Source organism: Acinetobacter sp. Ag2 (assembly GCF_001005515.1).
In the GTDB taxonomy this organism is placed as follows: domain Bacteria; phylum Pseudomonadota; class Gammaproteobacteria; order Pseudomonadales; family Moraxellaceae; genus Acinetobacter; species Acinetobacter bereziniae.
This window is the reverse complement of record NZ_LBNA01000059.1, coordinates 14,530-32,337: the sequence shown is the minus strand read 5'-3', so window position 1 is coordinate 32,337 and position 17,808 is coordinate 14,530. Positions and strand designations below refer to the sequence as shown.

Here is a 17,808-nt window from a genome sequence, read left to right as displayed (position 1 = left end):
ATCCAAATAATGGCAATCAGCACAGGACAATTGTTGATTGAATTTAAAAAACAATGAGGATTAAGGAATGCTAAGACGCGTTAATGTGATTGGTGTGGGTATGACCAAGTTTACCAAACCGGGAGCGAGTGAAGAATATTATGTCATGGCAAAAGAAGCAGGAGAGAAAGCTTTAAAAGATGCAGGAATTGGCTATCAAGAGATTGAGCAAGTTTTTGCAGGTTATGTTTATGGTGATTCGACATGTGGGCAACGGGCTGCTTATACATTGGGTTTAACAGGAATTCCAATTTTAAATGTCAATAATAACTGTTCAACAGGTTCAAGTGCTTTGTACCTGGCAAGACAAGCTATAGCGGGAGGACTGGCTGAGTGTGTGTTGGTTTTGGGTTTTGAAAAAATGGAAAAAGGTGCCTTAGGTGCAAAGTTCAATGATCGTGAACCACCTATGGGGCAACATGCACAAGTCATGTTGGATCTTCAAGGGTTTAATTCATCACCACCAGCGGCACAAATGTTTGGTGGAGCAGGACGAGAGTATCGTTGGAAGTATGGTACAAAAAAAGAAACCTTTGGAAAAATTGCTGAAAAAGCACGCCGCCATGCTAGCCATAATCCTTATGCTTTATTTGGTCAAACACTTTCCTTAGAGGAAATCATGGCTTCAGAAGAGGTGTTTGATCCGCTCACACGTTTTCAATGTTGCCCACCGACTTGTGGTGCAGGTGCCGCTATTCTTTGCTCAGATCAGTTCGCAAAAAAACATCAGATTTCTAATCCAGTCTATATAGCGGCACAATCAATGACCACGGATTATGCATCAAGTTTTGACGAAAAGAGTATGATCAAAATGGTGGGATATGACATGACGAAACAAGCCGCTCAACAGGTATATGAGGCTGCAGGTATCGGTGTGGATGATATTGATGTCATTGAATTGCATGATTGTTTTACTGCGAACGAATTATTGACCTATGAAGCTCTCGGTCTATGCCCCGAAGGTGAGGCTGAAAAATTCATTTGGGATGCGGAGAATACCTACGGAGGAAAATTTGTCACCAATCCTTCTGGTGGACTGCTGTCAAAGGGACATCCACTTGGGGCAACAGGTTTGGCTCAATGTACCGAATTGGTTTGGCAATTGAGAGGAACAGCAGATCAGCGTCAGGTCAATCATGCCCGTATTGCATTACAGCATAATTTGGGATTAGGCGGAGCATGTGTCATTACCATGTATCGGCGAGATTAATTTTTTCTAATAAAAGCCATAAAAGGGATGCAATGACATATAAATGAGTCGAAATGACCTATGGAATTACATTCAATTGGGTAAAATTCTAAATACAGCACCAGCTAAATTAAAAAAATGATAATCAGCCAGAGGCAGGATGAACCATGGGAATATTAACGAAATTTATTAAATCTGCGGTATATCATGAACCATTACCGATTCGCCGTGATGTAAGATTTAACTTGCCTGCAGAGCGAATTGCAGATTGGCACACACCGGCAGGTCCAATTTTTACGGCATTATTAAATACATTTTCCATTGTATTGCCTATTGGAGAGCGTTTCTTTATTGATGCTGTTCGAGCACACCGTGATTTAGTTCAGGATCCTGAATTGCAAAAAGCAGTCACCGCATTTATTGGACAAGAGGCGATGCATGGTCGAGAACATGAAGAGTACAACAATGCTTTATTTGCTCGATCACCCATTGCGCCAAAATTCGAAGCGCTCGTACTGGATATTTTTGGGCTGATAAAACAGCATTTACCCGCTTATTTTTGGTTGAGTGGGACGATAGCGTTAGAACATTTTACGGCGTTATTGGCCGATTCAGTGTTGCGTACACCTGAATTATTTGATGGTGCAGAACAACATTATGCCAATATTTGGCGCTGGCATGCCTATGAAGAAACAGAACATAAAGCAGTGGCTTTTGATGTATGGAACACCGCAATGGGACAGGGTCCTTATTCATATACAATCCGTAGCTTTGGTTTGGTAATCGCAACCATTGTATTCTGGGGATTGGTGATTCCTGTGTTTCTTAATATCGTCAAAGGAGAAGGAAAGCTCAGCGATATTTCAAGTTGGAAAAAAGCCTATCGTTATACTTTTGGTGATATAGGTGCACTGAGAAAACAATTGGGAAATTATATTGATTATTTTCGTCCTAATTTCCACCCTTGGGATCACGATAACCGCGAGTATATGCAACAAATGGAACAATTGATTTATCAATTGTCAGAAAAAAAGCAATAAGGAATATCACAGTCTGTTGACCATTTGTCTATGTTTGCGACTAGGTGTATTTTTAACCGATCCTACGCGATGAAACCTAGAAAATAGTCGCACTATTTTCTAGGTTTAATGCTTACGATGTATAGGTTTTATGCTCAATTTTAACCTACAGCCAAGCCATTTATGAAATATCAGCAGACCTAGATCAAGTACAATGCGTTTGATGAGATCAGCAAACTTTGATGAGTTGCTCAATCCATTGTACTTGATCGAAATATTGGACTGTGTTGTAAATATTGATTTATAAATATAGAGTAAGGCACATGACATTGAACCCAGCTATGAATTGCCGACATCTATCAATAACAACAAATCAGGTCTTATTCGGCTCAAATTACTCATAAAATAAGGTTGCAGAATATTGATGAATATATCTCATTCAAATGCTATTCGACGCAGTCAAAATGAACGTAGTGAAGCAATGCGAGCACGTTTGATCGAAGCGACATTACAAAGTTTGATTCAAGAAGGCTATGCGAAAACTACAATTAGTAAAATTATCCAAATTGCACAAGTCTCAAGAGGTTCGCCAGTTCATCATTTCCCATCCAAAGCTGCACTGATGGAGTCAACAGCAGAGCAATTAGTACGTCGTATATACATTGCCTTAGGGAAACTGATTAAGAATATGCAACAATCGGATGATCGTTTACATGATCTTGTTTCAGCAGGCGCAAATTTACTTAAAACACCTGAGATCACAGCATTATTAGAATTATTGGTGGCGAGTCGTCAAGAACCCGAACTTGCTGAGAAATTACAGAAACTATGGATGGCTTCGTACCATACTGTGCATAGTGCTGCAGCACACTATCTTGAACCGATTACTGAGCAAGATCATGTTGGTGATTTAATGATTATTACACTATGGTTTTTAAGGGGAATGGCGGAAGATCGACATCTAAGTCAAAATATTCAACAAGCTGATGAATTTTTTAACCGTTATATACAATTATGGACATCTATTTTAGCCAACCATTTACAGGCTAAAGTGAATGTGAGCTCACCACCACCCAAACCTGTATTTTGGGATCATCTTACAGAATTCTGACTGGATAGGCACAACTGAATATTATTAAAATAAATAGCCATTTTGACTAAGTACTGTTTTGGCTTTTAAAGTGACTTCTAGTTGCACGTCAGGCGTTTCACTTGTACCCAACAGATTTCGATAAATTATATACTGATAACCACCACTGTTAAAAATATAGTGATGATTTCCCCCAGAACCATCCATTACAATTTTACCCTGATTTAAGATTAAATCAGGTTTTTCAGTTTGTGATTGGTTCACTCCCCATGCAGCATAACGATATTGACCATTTGGCATTTCATCAATACGTATTTGAAATTTGGTTGTTTTGAACTGTAAATCTGGTTTGCTGAAATTTCTCAGTGACGGATGTAGTTTCTGTTTTTGTTGGGATATAAGTTGTGCCTTTAATTTTTGTTCTGCATCACTACTATAGTTGACGGCTTTAATCTGATGACCTTCTAACCAAACTGTACCGCTATCCAGCATGACACCACGCCAACCCACACTTTGCCACTGTGATGGCTTGGAATTGGCGATATTTTGAATCAATTTAGCGTCAAACACTTGGTTAAAGCGTTGTTTCATTTCAGTGGGGTTTTGGATACTTGGAAGGGGGTCTTCACGTGCTAAGGGATAAACAATATGATTTGAAATCGCTGAGATATTTTTTTGTTTAAACAATGCAATTACAAACTGAACATCTTTGAGTTGTTGGCTATTTAAGTTGTTAGCAAATGCTGTTGAGGAGCTTAATATTGTGATAAAAATTAATAAATTTTTCATTTATAAAAAGAACTCAGTTTTGTTTTTCTAAAGCATACATCTGAACTGAAAATAGAGTCAAACCTTTTGCCTATTTAGACAAGTGATTTGATTTCAATCATTCTTATCCAATAGACTTTATGGTTTGTATAAAAATTTTAAGAAGATTTGGTGATCCATTTATTTGGTACTTTTGAATCATCGATGGTCTTTCTATCGTGAGTCGACAAGGATGTTGCCATGTTGAGCTGGGGTATATGAGCAAAAACAAAGCACTGCTTTGTTTGCAGCGCAAGAACCCAGTTAAACAAAACATATTTTTTAGATTGCTGTAATTAAACTTCAACCACTACAAAATATTTTTTTACGGCTTCTACAACTTCAAATGTTCCTTTAAATCCGGGAGGAATAATACCTGCTTCGCCAGCTTGGATTTCTATAAATGTTTGGGTTAGTTGATCATGTAGACGAACAACGCCTTCAATCATTTGGAAAAATTCTTGTTTATTGTCTGCAAATTGAATATGCCAAGCACCAACTTCACATCGCCAAATACCACAGTTCATATTGGGATGTTCATATAAGCTTTCTGTAAGTCGTTTTGGATTTCCCTGTACCAAACGGTCTGCACGAGGATGGTCTACACTCGTTTCACTTTGTGTTAATCCATAACCAGCAAGCCAAATTGAAGACATGATAAAATCCTAAGTAAAATAAAGCCTCAGTAGAATGAGGCTTTAAGAATTATATTTGAAGCAATCAAATAAACGTCTTAATGTGCTTCTGGAACAGCAGAAAGAAACTCGCGACGCGCTTCTTTATCTGTTTTAAAGTCGCCGACAAATGAGACTGTACGTGTGGTTGACTCTTGTTTGCTCACTCCACGCATCATCATACACATATGCGCTGAATCAATCACTACAGCAACACCACGTGCTTGAGTCACTTCAGCAACAGCATCCGCGATTTGTTTGGTCAGTTGTTCTTGAATCTGCAAGCGACGTGCAAACATTTCAGTAATTCGTGCAAATTTGGATAAACCGAGTACATTACCAGACGGAAGATAGGCAATATGTACACGACCATGAAATGGAAGTAAATGGTGTTCACATAAAGAATAGAATTCAATATTTTTAACCAAGACCATTTCGTCATTATCAGAAGGGAAGACCGCATTATTGGTCACTTCTTCAAGCGTTTTGCTATAACCAGACGTCAAGTACGAAAAAGCTTTAGCCGCACGCATAGGCGTATCTTTCAGACCAGGACGGTCTAAGTCCTCGCCAACGGCAGTTAAAATATTTGCGTAGGATTGCTGCATAGACATAAAACGTGTTCACTTATACGGTTTGAACAAGGACGGCATTGTAGCAGAAAAATCGATAAATTTTTTCAATTACAAGATAAACCGCCACTGTGGGAGATTTTGGGATTGAATCAAATAAAGGATTATGAGTTACGATTAAACTTTGGGTTTTTTTCAGCACGTTTAAGTAGCACCAAAACAGCACCAGTACCGCCTTGTTTTTCAGGAGCACTCACAAATGCCAGAACATCGCGGTGCTGACGAAGCCACCCATTAACATAAGTTTTAAGAATAGCTTCAGGACCTTTGCCATGCACAATTTTAATGACATTTTGATTTTCATCTTTTGCCATTTGGATGATTTGTAAAACTGCGGAACGCGCTTCTTCAACAGTACAACCGTGTAAATCAACGGCCTCAAACCAACGAAGATTTCCAGCCTTTAAATCTTCAAAAACCTTATGTTGCAGTGTTGCAATGCGATAACTTAATGCAGCTTGACTGGCAACAGGGTTGAGCATTGCTTGAGTATCTGATAATTCAGCATCATCAGCTTCAAATGCACCTTCAGCGGCAGCACGTTTTGCGAGCGTTTTTGCATCTGGTTTTTTTCTGACATCATTACGCTCAATTTTAGCAATATTGCTGTTATCCAGTTTAGTCACACCTGTTAAAGCAGTTTTAAACAAATCGGCATCGTTAACGTCATCTTCATGGGATGAAAGCACATGTTTGGTTTCAGGTTGTGCTGCAACTTTTGACGTGTGTGGATGAGTGATTTGTTTTTTGAACTGCTTTAATAAATCCAGTTGAGACTTGGAAAATGTAGAATCAGACTTACTCATAATTGCAAAAAACAATGGACGGCGATATTTGGTGCTAATTATAGTCTGAAAGTGAATAAATTTGAACTGAATTGCATTCGCAAGATGGTGTGAAATTTAAGAGTGCCAAGAAGTTTATGGTTTATTGAGATATGATTCGATTAATTTTAGTACACGTTTATTTTTATATTTCTTTGCAACTTCTAATGCTGATTGTTGCTCATTAAATTTTGAAATACAGACTTTTTCTATTGAAGCGCCTTTGTTGAGTAAAAGGGCAACAGTTTGAAATTGATTGAGGCGTATTGCTTTACCCAGTGGTGAACACATCGTGAAATAAAATGTGTAGGGTTCGATTTCATCTATCACGATTTGGTTGAGCTGTCTAAGTCTCATATTATTTAAAAAATCCAGATCATGATGTTCGATGGTCGTCATAATTAAATCAATATCATTAAACTCAGTATTTTCGATTAAATATTGAAGATATAAAGCTTTGGCTTTTTTATAATCATTGACGTCCTGACTTTGAGTGAGATTTTTAATTAGATTTTGCATAAATTCATTCATATCATCGAAACGATTGATCGCCGCATAAAACATTAATGTATTCAGCATATAAGGTTCTGCTGACAAATTTTTACCCAACCAATCTTGAGATTTGACATTAAAATTTTGTTCAAACTGATTTAGTATTTCGAATGAAATCGGTTGAGATTGAATGTTGATTGCTTTGCGCAATTTACGTTCCTGTCCTTTATAAACAAGATGGTATGTTGATTTTTGAACTTTTTTATTTTCGGTGTCGATAGTAAAGTCAATATGGATGGATGGTCCTTGATAACTGATAATTTGAATTTGGTTGTTTTTAAACAGGTAGTTTTTTTGCTCAAGAAACTCCATATCTATATTTGGAAAAATTTGATCAAGATCAAGTTGAGCAGCAATGATACCTTCAGATGGTTGGGGGATATTAAAATAGAGTATCCGTTTTGAATCAATATAATAGGGTGAACCAGTGTAAATGGATATTTCCTTTGCCCAACTCATTTGCTGTAACGAATACAACAGCACTAACAATAAAAAAACAAAACTGCGAGTTATAGATTTAGATTTCATTATTCTCAATTCTCAATTCTCAATTCTCAATTCTCAATTCTCAATTCTCAATTAAAAGCAGACTTAAAATAAATTATATTGTTGGTATTTATGAGAACAATCTATGTAAATATTACTTATATTTAAAATTTAAAACCATAATGCAACAATCAATAAAAGATGAAAGTTAAATAAACTCCTTTTCAATCATTAAAAAAATTCTATCAATAGAGGCTAACTATACAGGTATAAAGGGTGAGCAGACTCACCCTTTATTCAACAGTTATATGTTTTCAGGTGTACCAAACAGCGCTGAAAAAGCATGATCAGGACGAGGTTGTTTCATAAAACTTTCACCCACCAAGAATGAGTGAATATCATGTTCCTGCATCATTTGAACATCATATGGTGTTGAAATACCACTTTCAGTAACCAATAAGCGCGTAGGTTCAAGTTGTTTTTTCAAACGCAGAGAGGTATTTAAATCGACATCAAAGGTTTTTAAATTACGGTTGTTCACCCCTAATATACAACGATCTGAAAGTTTTAATGCGCGCTCAAGTTCAGCTTCATCATGGACTTCAACTAAAACATCAAGATTGTGTTCAAATGCCGTTTTTGACATTTCTTCAAGTTGCTGGTCAGACAAGCAAGCCACAATTAACAAGATGCAATCTGCATGTAGGGCACGCGCTTCAATTACGCCATATGGATCAATTAAAAAATCTTTACGAAGGGCGGGTAAATTACAGTGATTTCGTGCAATTTGAATATTTTCATCAGCACCCTGAAAGAAATCAACATCTGTTAAAACGGACAAACATGCAGCGCCTGCTTGTTCATATTGTTGAGCGATTTCGGCAGGATCAAAATTTTCACGAATAATGCCTTTTGATGGCGAAGCTTTCTTAATTTCTGCAATCACACCTGGGCGTTTACTATGTAACGCTTGTGCAAAATGCCGAACAGGGCTTGCTGCATGAGCAAGCTCCTCAACATCCTTTAAACTACGTTGTTTTAAACGAGTTATAAATTCTTCATGTTTACGATCAACAATTTTACCTAAAATCGTATTGGCAATATCTAGCATGGTCAAATCCTTCTATCCTTAAGCTTCATATTCTTTAAGCGTTTTGGTAAATTCAGACAAAATGCTCATTTTTTCCAAAGCTTGCCCACCGTAGATAATATCATGTGCTAAAGCGACGCCCTGTTTATAGGTATTGGTTAAACCTGAAACGTAGATGCCTGCACCAGCATTTAAAGCAATCATACTTGCTGCTTTTTCACCTTTTGCTGATTTTTTCTTGCCCAACGCATCTTTTATTAATGCAAGGCTTTCAGCTGAACTTTCGACTGAAAGCCCTGTTAAGGTTTGCGATTCAATATCGACTTCTTCTGGTTGAATTGTCCACTCTGTCACTTCACCATCTTTCAACTCAGCCACATAGGTTGAGGAAGCTAGACTGATTTCATCTAGACCATCTTTAGAATGGACCACCATCGCATGTTCAGCGCCTAGTTGCTTGAGCACTTCAGCCAAAGGACGGCATAATTCTGTCGAAAAGACACCAATTACATAGCGTTTTACCCCAGCCGGATTCGTAAGCGGGCCGAGGAGGTTGAAAATACTGCGGAAACCGAGTTCTTTACGAGGACCCGCTGCATATTTCATTGCTTTGTGATGATTAGGAGCAAATAAAAAACCAACCCCCATTTCTCGAATACAACGTTCAGTTTGTTGCATATTCAAATCAAGATTGATGCCTGCTTGTTCCAAGAGATCAGATGAACCAGACTTTGATGACACACCTCGATTGCCATGTTTTGCTATAGTTGCACCAGCAGCAGCAATGACGAATGAGGATGCTGTCGATACATTAAATAGATTTTGTCCGTCACCACCTGTACCCACAATATCGACTAAATGAGGAATGTCACTGACTTCAAGTTTAATCGCAAACTCACGCATGACACGCGCGGCAGCCGTAATCTCGTCAATACTTTCACCCTTTAAACGTAAACCCATCATGAGTGCGCCTATTTGGGCATCAGTCGCTTCACCTTGCATAATGGTGCGCATCACTTCTTCCATTTGTGGTTGAGTGAGTTCAATATTTTTGGTGATATTATTTAAAGCTTGTTGAATATTCATGATTTGCTACTACACTCATTTCGCATAAATTTCTAAAAAGTTTTTAAAGATTTGATGACCATGCTGGCTCAGAATTGATTCAGGATGGAACTGCACACCTTCTATCGGTAGTGTCTTATGTTTTACACCCATAATTTCTTCCATTGAGCCATCTGTTTCATTGGTCCAGCAGGTAACTTCAAGGCATTCAGGAACTGTGGCTTGATCAATCACGAGGGAGTGATAACGTGTCGCTGAAAAAGGTGAAGGTAAATTGCTGAAAATCCCTTGATCGCTGTGATACATGTCAGATAAACGACCATGCATTACGGTTTTGGCACGAATAATATCGCCACCAAAAGCTTGACCAATCGCTTGGTGTCCTAAACAAACGCCAAGTGTTGGAATTTTTCCAGCAAAATGTTGAATTGCTGGAATAGAAATCCCTGCCTCAGTTGGAGAGCAAGGACCAGGACCAATGACCAAATACTTTGGTTGCCATCGTTCAATATCCTCTAAAGTCACGGCGTCATTGCGAACAACTTTTACGTCTTGGTTTAACTCGCCAAAGTACTGGACAATGTTATACGTAAAGCTATCGTAATTATCGATCATTAGAAGCATATTGATACTAACCTATAGAAATTTATCAATTTATTTTGTTTGGTGATTTTGGATACCCGTTAGGTTACCCGTTTTGGCAAAAGTACCTAGTCACAGCACAAAATAAAAAAAGCCTGCTAGGTGTAGGCTATAATATCAGATTCTTGTTTAAATTCTTCTACTTTTTGCTTTACATAGGACTCATACCAGAACACATTTTTTTCCAAAATTCGATTGGACCGTTTGATATTTCCTTTGTTAATTTCAGAGTAGAACTTTTTGCTACCTTATTCTAAGTAATCCATAATAACATTAGCTCGGACATGACGATCAATTTCCATCAACCTTCCTCCTTTTCTTCTATCAATTCACCATCACAAAAGCAGCAAAACTTAAATTCATGTTCACGTGGTAAGGATTTCTCTTTCATGGCAGTACTTTAAAACGCCTGCCTATTTCAGAGTTTGGTAAAATTTGTGCAAAAAATCCAGATAATGCGCGTGAAATTGTCACTGGTGCTTTTGAAGCTGTGAGTGTTGATGAAAAAATCACACTTGAATCAACAGCTGAGGGTTAGACGGGCTATTTTTATGATTATTGCCAAGAAGCTGAAAAGCTTCAATTACAAGGTAGAACTTTAGTAATATTAGATTGGAAATTCTTTTTCTTTTTTGTAGAAAAATGGTGAATATACTTTGCCAGTTGCAGGTGAATTGGCAAGACTTGATATAAATTATATAAAACTGACAAATATCTAATTGAGAGATTGATTAATCCATTAACTGACTAGAAATATACACTGAAGCAGTTAAAAGAAATTGATGAGAAGACATTTAAGAATTTAGGGTTTTCAGTATAATGTTGCTAATTTTTTAAATAATGGAAAAAACTTAAATGAAATTAATAATTTATTTTTTAGAATTTTTATTTGTGACTAACAGTTTTGCGGGGGTAGCTCAGCCATTTGAAGATGAATACTACAGGTTGCAAACTAAGTTTATTGAGGCTCAAACTAATAGTAATGATGTTTACAGGTATCCTGACGGGAACATGGTTACCAAGGTTGAAGATAAAATTAAAATTCAAGCCGCTAGAGACTGTTTAACATGGAAAGCAGAAAGGGATTTTGATTTACATATTTTAAACAACTTTAAAGAGTATGAATCTGCAAAAGAGAAATCATTTTTTATTAATGCTAGTAAAGATGAGTGGCTAGACAATTTAAAATATTTAAATGAAAAAATAAACAATCCAGAAAATAAATGCATTTAATCTCAAATTACAGAATGCCGCTGAAAGGCGGTTTTTTTATTGCCTGTGCAAATCTCAGGCTTACAACTCCGCAAGGTGGTTATTCCTCGCCTCTTAAAATTACTGAACTCAAACTTTGCCCAAATTGGATTAATACGGCTACTGCTGACACTGCTGTTCCACCACTAATTGAGATTGCTTTTATTGTTGTTTATATTGGTTTCATCCAAAGCATTTGCTGAAAATTAAACGAATGAACTCGAAGATATTCTTCAGAACGATGAAGGTGGTCATTACTTCGTACTAGCAAATAGAGCATTTTCAATTATGGGGTTCAGACAGGATGGAAGAAAGATAAGTGATCTTCAAAATAAGCTCCTTTCTGTAGACGAAAAATACAATAAAAATGAAATTAACAAACTAATTCAAAAAGCTTATAAAGAGCCGATTAATTCGAGTGCAATGGGTAAAATGGTTATCACGTCGAATTTTATGAATGACATCGAGCAAGAATGTATGCAACAAAACCCAAATAATAATGAATAATTTTATATACTTTTAAAAATTCAAATATTAAAGCCGAGTTATCACAGTCCAGTTTTTATACTCTCGTAAGAAGACTATTCAATAGTGGTTAGTTTTTAAATAAAATATTCATAAATTTTTCCCATGTAGAATCTGGTTTAATTTGCTCTCGATATTCTAATTCCGCACATGGATTTGTAAAATAGTAACTATAGACACCTTCAGCAAACTCATTTTTACTGAGTTTCCCATTTTTATCATCATCTAATTTCTCGAATATACTTAACCGATTGGGGTCTTTTTTTGATGGTGGATCTACCCATGGCATTGGCTCTTTTAATAGATTTAGTGCAACCCACTCATTTTTTTCAAGAAGTTTATTTTGGTTTTTATCAGCAGCTTGAAAAAGCATTGCCCAATCTGGTGTTGCAGGTTCACAGCCGTAAACAAAGTTACTTGCGGTTGTACACAACATTATCAATATATAGTGTCTTATTTTAGAAATTTGCATACCAATTCACTGTTAAAAGATGGAATCAATAATGCCAAATGTCGTTTTAGCTTACAATAAAGAAAAAATTAGCAATTTGCCCTGAACACTTTCTAAGATCATTTTTGTAAATCAATTAAAAATGGGCGTATCACATGACTGACTCAATCAAAGTGGTTTTTATTTTAGAAGATTTAAATTAATGAAAATTTAATTTCTGATGTACTTTAGATGAAAACTCATTTAAATAAAGTGTTAATAGTTTTACACATATTTAGTCGAATAAATATTCATTTTTCTTTACACTTTGTTACATTGAGCGCACTTTATAATAAGTAGTCATGATATGGAAAAAATCACATTTGAATTAACTATTGTGCTGAGCTTTGTTTCATTTACCGATTTGGGACGTGGTCACCAATTGTTGAATCGTACGTTTTCTATGACCATGTGAGTGCACAGATTGTGAAATATATTGTAGGTGTGCTCATTATTATCGTGTTATTAATCGGATATTTCATCAATAAAAACAACAAGGAAGACATGGCACGATTAAAGATGGCTGAAATTCAGCAAAATACAAGACTTATGCAGAATAAGATAGATGAAGTTCAAGCTCAACGAGAATCAGAAGCGAGAATAAAAGCAAAAGCGCTAGAACAATCGGTGAAAGAAAGACAAGAAGCTTACATTTATGAAGCTCAACAGTACTCTTCAAATGAAAGTTATCATGATATGAATAAACAAACTGAAAACGAGTCGATTCCAAATCGATATAGTGAACAAGAGTGGAAAGATATTTGTAGATCTGCGTCATTGACAGCAAGAACGGTAATGCATAACAGACAACGTGGTCATTCAATGAGTGATCAATTTGATGCATTATTACCGAATTCAGAACCTCAAATCAGAAGTTTAATTGAGAATATGATCAAACTAGCATATGGAAGGACACGATATAGTACACCTGAGAGTATGAAAAGGGCTGAATTAGAGTTTGAAAACGAATATCACTTAATTTGTTTACGCTCTTATACTTAAAAAAAGGCTTTGTTGCACAAACTTGTTCTTAAAGGCTTCTTTATTAATATAATTTTTGAATAAAGAAGTCTATCCCCGAAAATCTATCGTACTAAGAATTGGTCATCGTACAACCAAGCTCTAATTAGTCGTGGTGATTTCATCATTTGGTTTGATCCAAATACCTAATAGTACGCTAAGGAAAATGGCAAACAATGGTGCACTCCAACCTATTCAGATGCAGCTTCGATAATTCCACCCAGGAAAAATACCAAGCCTTGGAAAGATAAACGAGCGAGTTCAATTGAACGTAATGCACTATTTGATACAGTAAAACGTCTAGGCAGAACAATATGGAAGAAATAGGCAGGGTATTATTGCCGAAGTTTGGTTGAGACCAAGATGCACTGCATCAAATTATTAGGCGATAAATTGCATGCAAGGAACTTCGAAAGTCAGGTCAATGAGGTTCATGGATGTATTGCCGTATTGAATAAACTTACTGAATTAGGTCAACCACATACCCAGATTGTATCTTAAATTCGGTCAACCTAAGAAAAATTGGCTTTTTTATGTTTGTGTAACAAAGCCGATAGGCGGAAATTATATTTTTTAACATAACTAAAAAATAAACATTGTGTTACTGTTCTATTCAGCGTATAACTGTGACTCATTGCTGCGGGATGGAGCAGTCTGGTAGCTCGTCGGGCTCATAACCCGAAGGTCGTTGGTTCAAATCCAGCTCCCGCTACCAATGAAAAATTTAAAGTTTATAGCCTAGTTAGCTCTATGCTTTCTAGGTTTTTTTTATTCAATGCCGTACTTATTAGTAATTAGTTTAGAATATCGGATAAGTTATTTTGGTTAAAGTATTGAAAAATATATTTTTCTATTGATTAGAATTTAAATCAGGGTTGGCTATGTTCTAACTCATATATGTATTCCCTATAAATATGCTGATGTAAAAATTGGAAGTTTAATTTTAGGCGCAATTGCCTCTCACAATTGGATTTTAAAATATCTCTCTCAAATAGTGAATGACTGAACTGTTTTACAAAAGCTCAATGAAATGAGTAAAAAATGAATTTAATAAATGGATGGACGATTGCTAAAGCAGTCAATGGAGATCAAATTCAAGTCAGAATTATTCCACTGAAGCGTAAACAAAATAATGTTGGCGGCATTTCTTGGGTTGAAGTAGGCAAGCAAATTCAACTCGAAACAGGACAGAAGTGTAATTTTAATCTCGATGGACGATCTTTCTATATTGGATTAAACAAGCTTTATCGAATAACACTCTAAAATGTTCCATGTACCTTTGTTTTGATTGAAATTATCTTATGGCTTGCTTTGGCTTCTTAATTATTCAAATATTTTTGCATTGTTGAGTTAAAGATTAACTTGGAAAATTTATAATTTTTTGATAAAGAAAAGAACCATAATCGAGAGGGGGTATTTGAATCATATCTCGCTTATGGTCAAGAAAGATTATCAAATGATGAGCTTTTCTATAGCCGTCATATATATTAAAATTGAACCATGAAAAGATTACAGAAAAAACTCCAAAGTCCTCTATCGAATTGGACGACGGATCAAGACTGCTATTTGATTGAAAATAGTGTATTACCTATAGAAAGTTTAGTTCAGCATTTACCTTTTACCGAGGAAGAAATCCGTAAAAGAAAAGAAACTCTTGGTTTGGTCAGAAGACAAAGACAAATGATGAAAGCAACTCAATAGAGATATATTTATTTAATTCAATGTTTTATGTTTATAAAATTGAGGTGTTCGATCTAAATTATTCATTTTAAATGATAATCATTTGCATTTATGTTGAATCAATAGTATAGTCTCTAGCAAGAATTAAATAGAATAAAACAGGACATACTAGACCGCCCAGCTTGCATTCTCCTCAAGCTGGGCTTTATTTAAACTGCCTATTCTCATATCAAAAAGCGGGACTAGTTTTAAATTAGATTAGGTGCTATCAAATTTAAGCATTTAGAATGCATCCTGCTTGCAGGAAAGTAATCTCTTTTATTTTTTTATGGAAAAATCTTCAAATAATGTCGCATTCTTTATAACTTAATTTAAACAAAGTAAATGAAAAGATTCATGGTTTTTATAATTAATTGATATAAATTAATGATTTAATGTGTATTTTTAAAGATTGTTGTAATTTCATTATTTATACTGAATTAGGTGTTGCATCCCTCATAATCATTGATTGTGCTTATTAATATGAGATTTTTACCATGTTTACTCCTACAATTACTGAAACGAGAATGCACCAGAATCAATCACAATATTTTTCAATTGAGCAACTCAAAAGATTTTTGAAGAAGCAAATCAGATTAAAAGCAGATCAAGGCGAATTGTTTGTGAGCGAATGTCTTGCAAAAGATTTCACTCTTCATGAACTAGACAAATTAAGTGAAGAATTTAAGAAAGCTGGATACAAGGTAAAGCTTAAAATGATAGGAAAAGAAAAAATATTTTCTGTTTTCTGGAATTGATAGGCGATTATTTTTTTTCAGCACAGTAAAAAAATTGTGAGTTTCACGAATTCAACAATTTGATTATTATTTTCTGCTATTGTTTAATTTTTAAGCAAGATTGGGCTAGATATGAAAATCATTTCGATTGTAAGTTTAGTTTTATTATTGGGCTTAACTGCGTGTCAAAAAAGAGATTCGGATACGCAAAAACAAGATCAAACCACGACACCGCATTCGGTAGATAAAGACAGTTAGATCTTCATACTGTTCATTTTAACAAACAAAGTAGATTACATTGGATTACTGTCAGGTTGTTACTCTTAATGAATGTAGCCTCGTTTTGCGAGGCTTTATACCAATATCATATATGATGAAAGATTTGGCAGTACAAAATAAGAATAGTTAACAATTCACATCTCAATAAGCAATCACAAGTCGCATTCGAACAATTCAATTTGATCTTATTTAAAAGCCTTGTGACTTAATAATATATCCTAGGATGCAGTGTGATTTGTACCAGCAAATCAGGAACAACGATTTTATAGAATCTTTTAGTATATGAGAATGAGAGATTATCTCACTTAAGCTCAGCATGAGAATGATTTAATATACAAATGTTATTAATATTTTTAAATAAAATATTAAGTTTCATTAAATTTTTTAATTGATTAATATTTACCTTCGGTGGAGTTGGGGTAAAAGAAATTCAGATGTTATAATTAAGCTATTGAATTTTATATATTTTATAATAAATAACTTATTTTATTTATTTTGATGAAAATATTTTATTTAAAGCTCAGTTATTATATTCTTGTATTTGAAACATTAAATTGTATATTAACTTTGCTACAATTTTTTCACACTTACGATAGTGTTTTTTGTTTTATTTTTTGATAAAAATGATAAACTGGTCACACTCTATACGAGGCCGTGGGGGCTAAATGAAAGAAGAAGTAAAAATTGCGATATTTGGCTTGAGCTTAAATGTACTTGATGCAATAAAGCAGAAAATACGATTGATGTATGATGACTCACTTCAAGTAAGTTGGGCAAACATTGCTGATCCGCATTTAGATATTCTTCTTGTGAATGATATGTTTTTTAGTTCTCCTACAATTCAAAATTTGGTGGGTGTAAAAAAAATACCTTATCTAAGGTTAATCAATAAAAATGAAAAATCAGGGCAAATCGAAGGGGATAAACTGTATTTACCTTTTTCTGCCACTGATGAAATTAGAAAATGGTTTAAAGATCGTTATTTCCATGTGCCTGTTAGCCATAAAACAGTGCATATTGTAAATCAAATTTCAAAAACTTTAGATCTCACAAAAATTGTTCCAGAGTTTTTTAATGAAAGAAACGGTAATGTACAAGTTTTTGATGCCAAGGGTAATATTGCATTAGTGAATATTCGAACTCAGCAAGTATGGGTGGATGCATTACGTAAAATTCAAGGCACTGATGTTTCTTTAAATTTTACTTATGCCACCATGCAAATGGCGCAATCAGTGAGTTCAAATCAAGGTATCGAACTTAAGTCTTGGTTGTGGAATTTATTGTGGTATTCCAATGATATTAATACCACAATCCACAAAGGGGACTATTATCAACTTATTGATTGGCCACAGCCTAATCATCAAAATGAAAGACAAATGATTTTTAAAATAGCAGCTTGTTTTGAGCAAGGAGCGACTATTGCCCAAGTGGTGCAAAAAACGGGTTATAGTAAAGATCAGATTTATAAATTTGTCTCAATTGGTTTATTGAGCAATATGCTCAAAAATATACCTGAAGAAGAAGCAAAATTAATTGTTGAGGAAAAACAGTCGGCAGGTGTTCTACGTGGTTTCTTTGGTAAATTACGAAAAAAATTAGGGCTGTGATTTGGTAGCTGATTGTTCAACTTGAAAATTGATTGCATAAACATGGTTTTTTTAAAGTTGAAAAATAAGTA

19 protein-coding genes, 1 tRNA gene and 2 pseudogenes are annotated in these 17,808 nt (G+C 35.2%); 13 read left to right on the top strand and 9 right to left on the bottom strand.

Features of this window, described 5'->3' with window-relative positions:
* Positions 1–67 precede the first annotated feature (67 nt).
* The 3 genes from AAV97_RS19420 (at position 68) to AAV97_RS19410 (ending at position 3,358) form a co-directional block, all read left to right on the top strand.
* The gene (locus AAV97_RS19420) at positions 68–1,249 is read left to right on the top strand and encodes a lipid-transfer protein (RefSeq protein WP_046761469.1); all 1,182 of its coding nucleotides are present in this window, start codon (positions 68–70) and stop codon (positions 1,247–1,249) included.
* Positions 1,250–1,395: 146 nt separating this feature from the next.
* Complete coding sequence (locus tag AAV97_RS19415; protein ID WP_046761468.1) at positions 1,396–2,268, top strand: metal-dependent hydrolase; 873 nt, start codon at positions 1,396–1,398, stop codon at positions 2,266–2,268.
* A gap of 403 nt (positions 2,269–2,671) precedes the next feature.
* Positions 2,672–3,358, top strand: coding sequence for a TetR/AcrR family transcriptional regulator (locus AAV97_RS19410; protein WP_046761467.1), 687 nt, complete (start codon positions 2,672–2,674; stop codon positions 3,356–3,358).
* A 24-nt stretch (positions 3,359–3,382) separates the two neighbouring features.
* Here the strand turns inward: AAV97_RS19410 and AAV97_RS19405 are convergent, their stop codons facing one another.
* From AAV97_RS19405 to AAV97_RS19370, 8 genes are all read right to left on the bottom strand, one after another.
* Positions 3,383–4,126 carry a hypothetical protein gene (locus AAV97_RS19405; protein ID WP_046761466.1) on the bottom strand — a complete coding sequence of 248 codons (744 nt, stop codon included), beginning with the start codon at positions 4,124–4,126 and terminating at the stop codon, positions 3,383–3,385.
* A gap of 314 nt (positions 4,127–4,440) precedes the next feature.
* Positions 4,441–4,800, bottom strand: coding sequence for a cupin domain-containing protein (locus AAV97_RS19400; protein WP_004828890.1), 360 nt, complete (start codon positions 4,798–4,800; stop codon positions 4,441–4,443).
* A 77-nt stretch (positions 4,801–4,877) separates the two neighbouring features.
* On the bottom strand, positions 4,878–5,426 hold the full coding sequence (gene folE, locus AAV97_RS19395) for a GTP cyclohydrolase I FolE (protein WP_171064926.1): 549 nt from the start codon (positions 5,424–5,426) through the stop codon (positions 4,878–4,880).
* A 128-nt stretch (positions 5,427–5,554) separates the two neighbouring features.
* A complete protein-coding gene (locus tag AAV97_RS19390; protein ID WP_005032424.1) occupies positions 5,555–6,256 on the bottom strand; it encodes a Smr/MutS family protein in 702 nt (233 codons plus the stop codon).
* Between the two features lie 114 nt (positions 6,257–6,370).
* On the bottom strand, positions 6,371–7,354 hold the full coding sequence (locus AAV97_RS19385) for a hypothetical protein (RefSeq protein ID WP_046761465.1): 984 nt from the start codon (positions 7,352–7,354) through the stop codon (positions 6,371–6,373).
* Between the two features lie 262 nt (positions 7,355–7,616).
* On the bottom strand, positions 7,617–8,423 hold the full coding sequence (gene trpC / locus AAV97_RS19380) for an indole-3-glycerol phosphate synthase TrpC (RefSeq protein ID WP_046761464.1): 807 nt from the start codon (positions 8,421–8,423) through the stop codon (positions 7,617–7,619).
* A gap of 18 nt (positions 8,424–8,441) precedes the next feature.
* Complete coding sequence (gene trpD, locus AAV97_RS19375; protein ID WP_004828881.1) at positions 8,442–9,488, bottom strand: anthranilate phosphoribosyltransferase; 1,047 nt, start codon at positions 9,486–9,488, stop codon at positions 8,442–8,444.
* A gap of 15 nt (positions 9,489–9,503) precedes the next feature.
* Positions 9,504–10,091, bottom strand: a complete 588-nt coding sequence (locus tag AAV97_RS19370; protein ID WP_005032417.1) for an anthranilate synthase component II — start codon at positions 10,089–10,091, stop codon at positions 9,504–9,506.
* 403 nt (positions 10,092–10,494) lie between these two features.
* Here AAV97_RS19370 and AAV97_RS21585 point away from each other — a divergent pair.
* Together AAV97_RS21585 and AAV97_RS19365 are read left to right on the top strand one after the other, a co-directional pair.
* A pseudogene (locus AAV97_RS21585) lies at positions 10,495–10,786 on the top strand (terminase); the annotation flags it as partial.
* A gap of 178 nt (positions 10,787–10,964) precedes the next feature.
* Positions 10,965–11,342: a hypothetical protein gene (locus tag AAV97_RS19365; protein ID WP_046761463.1), complete on the top strand. Its 378-nt coding sequence runs from the start codon at positions 10,965–10,967 to the stop codon at positions 11,340–11,342.
* A gap of 613 nt (positions 11,343–11,955) precedes the next feature.
* Here the strand turns inward: AAV97_RS19365 and AAV97_RS19350 are convergent.
* Positions 11,956–12,357 carry an EF-hand domain-containing protein gene (locus AAV97_RS19350; RefSeq protein ID WP_228136571.1) on the bottom strand — a complete coding sequence of 134 codons (402 nt, stop codon included), beginning with the start codon at positions 12,355–12,357 and terminating at the stop codon, positions 11,956–11,958.
* Between the two features lie 444 nt (positions 12,358–12,801).
* Between AAV97_RS19350 and AAV97_RS19345 the strand changes: the two genes are divergently transcribed.
* The 8 genes and pseudogenes from AAV97_RS19345 to AAV97_RS19320 all read left to right on the top strand — a co-directional run bounded on the left by AAV97_RS19345 (position 12,802) and on the right by AAV97_RS19320 (position 17,737).
* Positions 12,802–13,377, top strand: a complete 576-nt coding sequence (locus AAV97_RS19345; RefSeq protein ID WP_046761591.1) for a hypothetical protein — start codon at positions 12,802–12,804, stop codon at positions 13,375–13,377.
* A gap of 219 nt (positions 13,378–13,596) precedes the next feature.
* Positions 13,597–13,896: pseudogene (locus AAV97_RS21510) on the top strand (transposase); the annotation flags it as partial.
* A gap of 137 nt (positions 13,897–14,033) precedes the next feature.
* A tRNA-Met gene (locus AAV97_RS19340) sits at positions 14,034–14,110 on the top strand.
* A 326-nt stretch (positions 14,111–14,436) separates the two neighbouring features.
* Positions 14,437–14,658, top strand: a complete 222-nt coding sequence (locus AAV97_RS19335; protein ID WP_004824682.1) for a hypothetical protein — start codon at positions 14,437–14,439, stop codon at positions 14,656–14,658.
* A 237-nt stretch (positions 14,659–14,895) separates the two neighbouring features.
* Complete coding sequence (locus AAV97_RS21505) at positions 14,896–15,096, top strand: hypothetical protein (protein ID WP_046761460.1); 201 nt, start codon at positions 14,896–14,898, stop codon at positions 15,094–15,096.
* A 515-nt stretch (positions 15,097–15,611) separates the two neighbouring features.
* On the top strand, positions 15,612–15,872 hold the full coding sequence (locus AAV97_RS19325; protein WP_046761459.1) for a hypothetical protein: 261 nt from the start codon (positions 15,612–15,614) through the stop codon (positions 15,870–15,872).
* Between the two features lie 111 nt (positions 15,873–15,983).
* Positions 15,984–16,109: a hypothetical protein gene (locus AAV97_RS21500; RefSeq protein WP_009586673.1), complete on the top strand. Its 126-nt coding sequence runs from the start codon at positions 15,984–15,986 to the stop codon at positions 16,107–16,109.
* 686 nt (positions 16,110–16,795) lie between these two features.
* The gene (locus AAV97_RS19320; RefSeq protein ID WP_005032399.1) at positions 16,796–17,737 is read left to right on the top strand and encodes a hypothetical protein; all 942 of its coding nucleotides are present in this window, start codon (positions 16,796–16,798) and stop codon (positions 17,735–17,737) included.
* Positions 17,738–17,808: the final 71 nt, after the last annotated feature.

What these genes read in the sequence shown, in the direction of transcription:
- AAV97_RS19405 (WP_046761466.1), bottom strand. Translation starts at nt 4,126, where the DNA reads ATGAAAAATTTATTAATTTTTATCACAATATTAAGCTCCTCAACAGCA.
- AAV97_RS21505 (WP_046761460.1), top strand. Translation starts at nt 14,896, where the DNA reads ATGAAAAGATTACAGAAAAAACTCCAAAGTCCTCTATCGAATTGGACG.
- AAV97_RS19385 (WP_046761465.1), bottom strand. Translation starts at nt 7,354, where the DNA reads ATGAAATCTAAATCTATAACTCGCAGTTTTGTTTTTTTATTGTTAGTG.
- AAV97_RS19420 (WP_046761469.1), top strand. Translation starts at nt 68, where the DNA reads ATGCTAAGACGCGTTAATGTGATTGGTGTGGGTATGACCAAGTTTACC.
- AAV97_RS19400 (WP_004828890.1), bottom strand. Translation starts at nt 4,800, where the DNA reads ATGTCTTCAATTTGGCTTGCTGGTTATGGATTAACACAAAGTGAAACG.
- AAV97_RS19335 (WP_004824682.1), top strand. Translation starts at nt 14,437, where the DNA reads ATGAATTTAATAAATGGATGGACGATTGCTAAAGCAGTCAATGGAGAT.
- AAV97_RS19410 (WP_046761467.1), top strand. Translation starts at nt 2,672, where the DNA reads ATGAATATATCTCATTCAAATGCTATTCGACGCAGTCAAAATGAACGT.
- AAV97_RS19350 (WP_228136571.1), bottom strand. Translation starts at nt 12,357, where the DNA reads ATGCAAATTTCTAAAATAAGACACTATATATTGATAATGTTGTGTACA.
- trpC (WP_046761464.1), bottom strand. Translation starts at nt 8,423, where the DNA reads ATGCTAGATATTGCCAATACGATTTTAGGTAAAATTGTTGATCGTAAA.
- AAV97_RS19320 (WP_005032399.1), top strand. Translation starts at nt 16,796, where the DNA reads ATGAAAGAAGAAGTAAAAATTGCGATATTTGGCTTGAGCTTAAATGTA.
- AAV97_RS19390 (WP_005032424.1), bottom strand. Translation starts at nt 6,256, where the DNA reads ATGAGTAAGTCTGATTCTACATTTTCCAAGTCTCAACTGGATTTATTA.
- AAV97_RS21500 (WP_009586673.1), top strand. Translation starts at nt 15,984, where the DNA reads ATGAAAATCATTTCGATTGTAAGTTTAGTTTTATTATTGGGCTTAACT.
- trpD (WP_004828881.1), bottom strand. Translation starts at nt 9,488, where the DNA reads ATGAATATTCAACAAGCTTTAAATAATATCACCAAAAATATTGAACTC.
- AAV97_RS19370 (WP_005032417.1), bottom strand. Translation starts at nt 10,091, where the DNA reads ATGCTTCTAATGATCGATAATTACGATAGCTTTACGTATAACATTGTC.
- AAV97_RS19325 (WP_046761459.1), top strand. Translation starts at nt 15,612, where the DNA reads ATGTTTACTCCTACAATTACTGAAACGAGAATGCACCAGAATCAATCA.
- folE (WP_171064926.1), bottom strand. Translation starts at nt 5,426, where the DNA reads ATGCAGCAATCCTACGCAAATATTTTAACTGCCGTTGGCGAGGACTTA.
- AAV97_RS19415 (WP_046761468.1), top strand. Translation starts at nt 1,396, where the DNA reads ATGGGAATATTAACGAAATTTATTAAATCTGCGGTATATCATGAACCA.
- AAV97_RS19365 (WP_046761463.1), top strand. Translation starts at nt 10,965, where the DNA reads ATGAAATTAATAATTTATTTTTTAGAATTTTTATTTGTGACTAACAGT.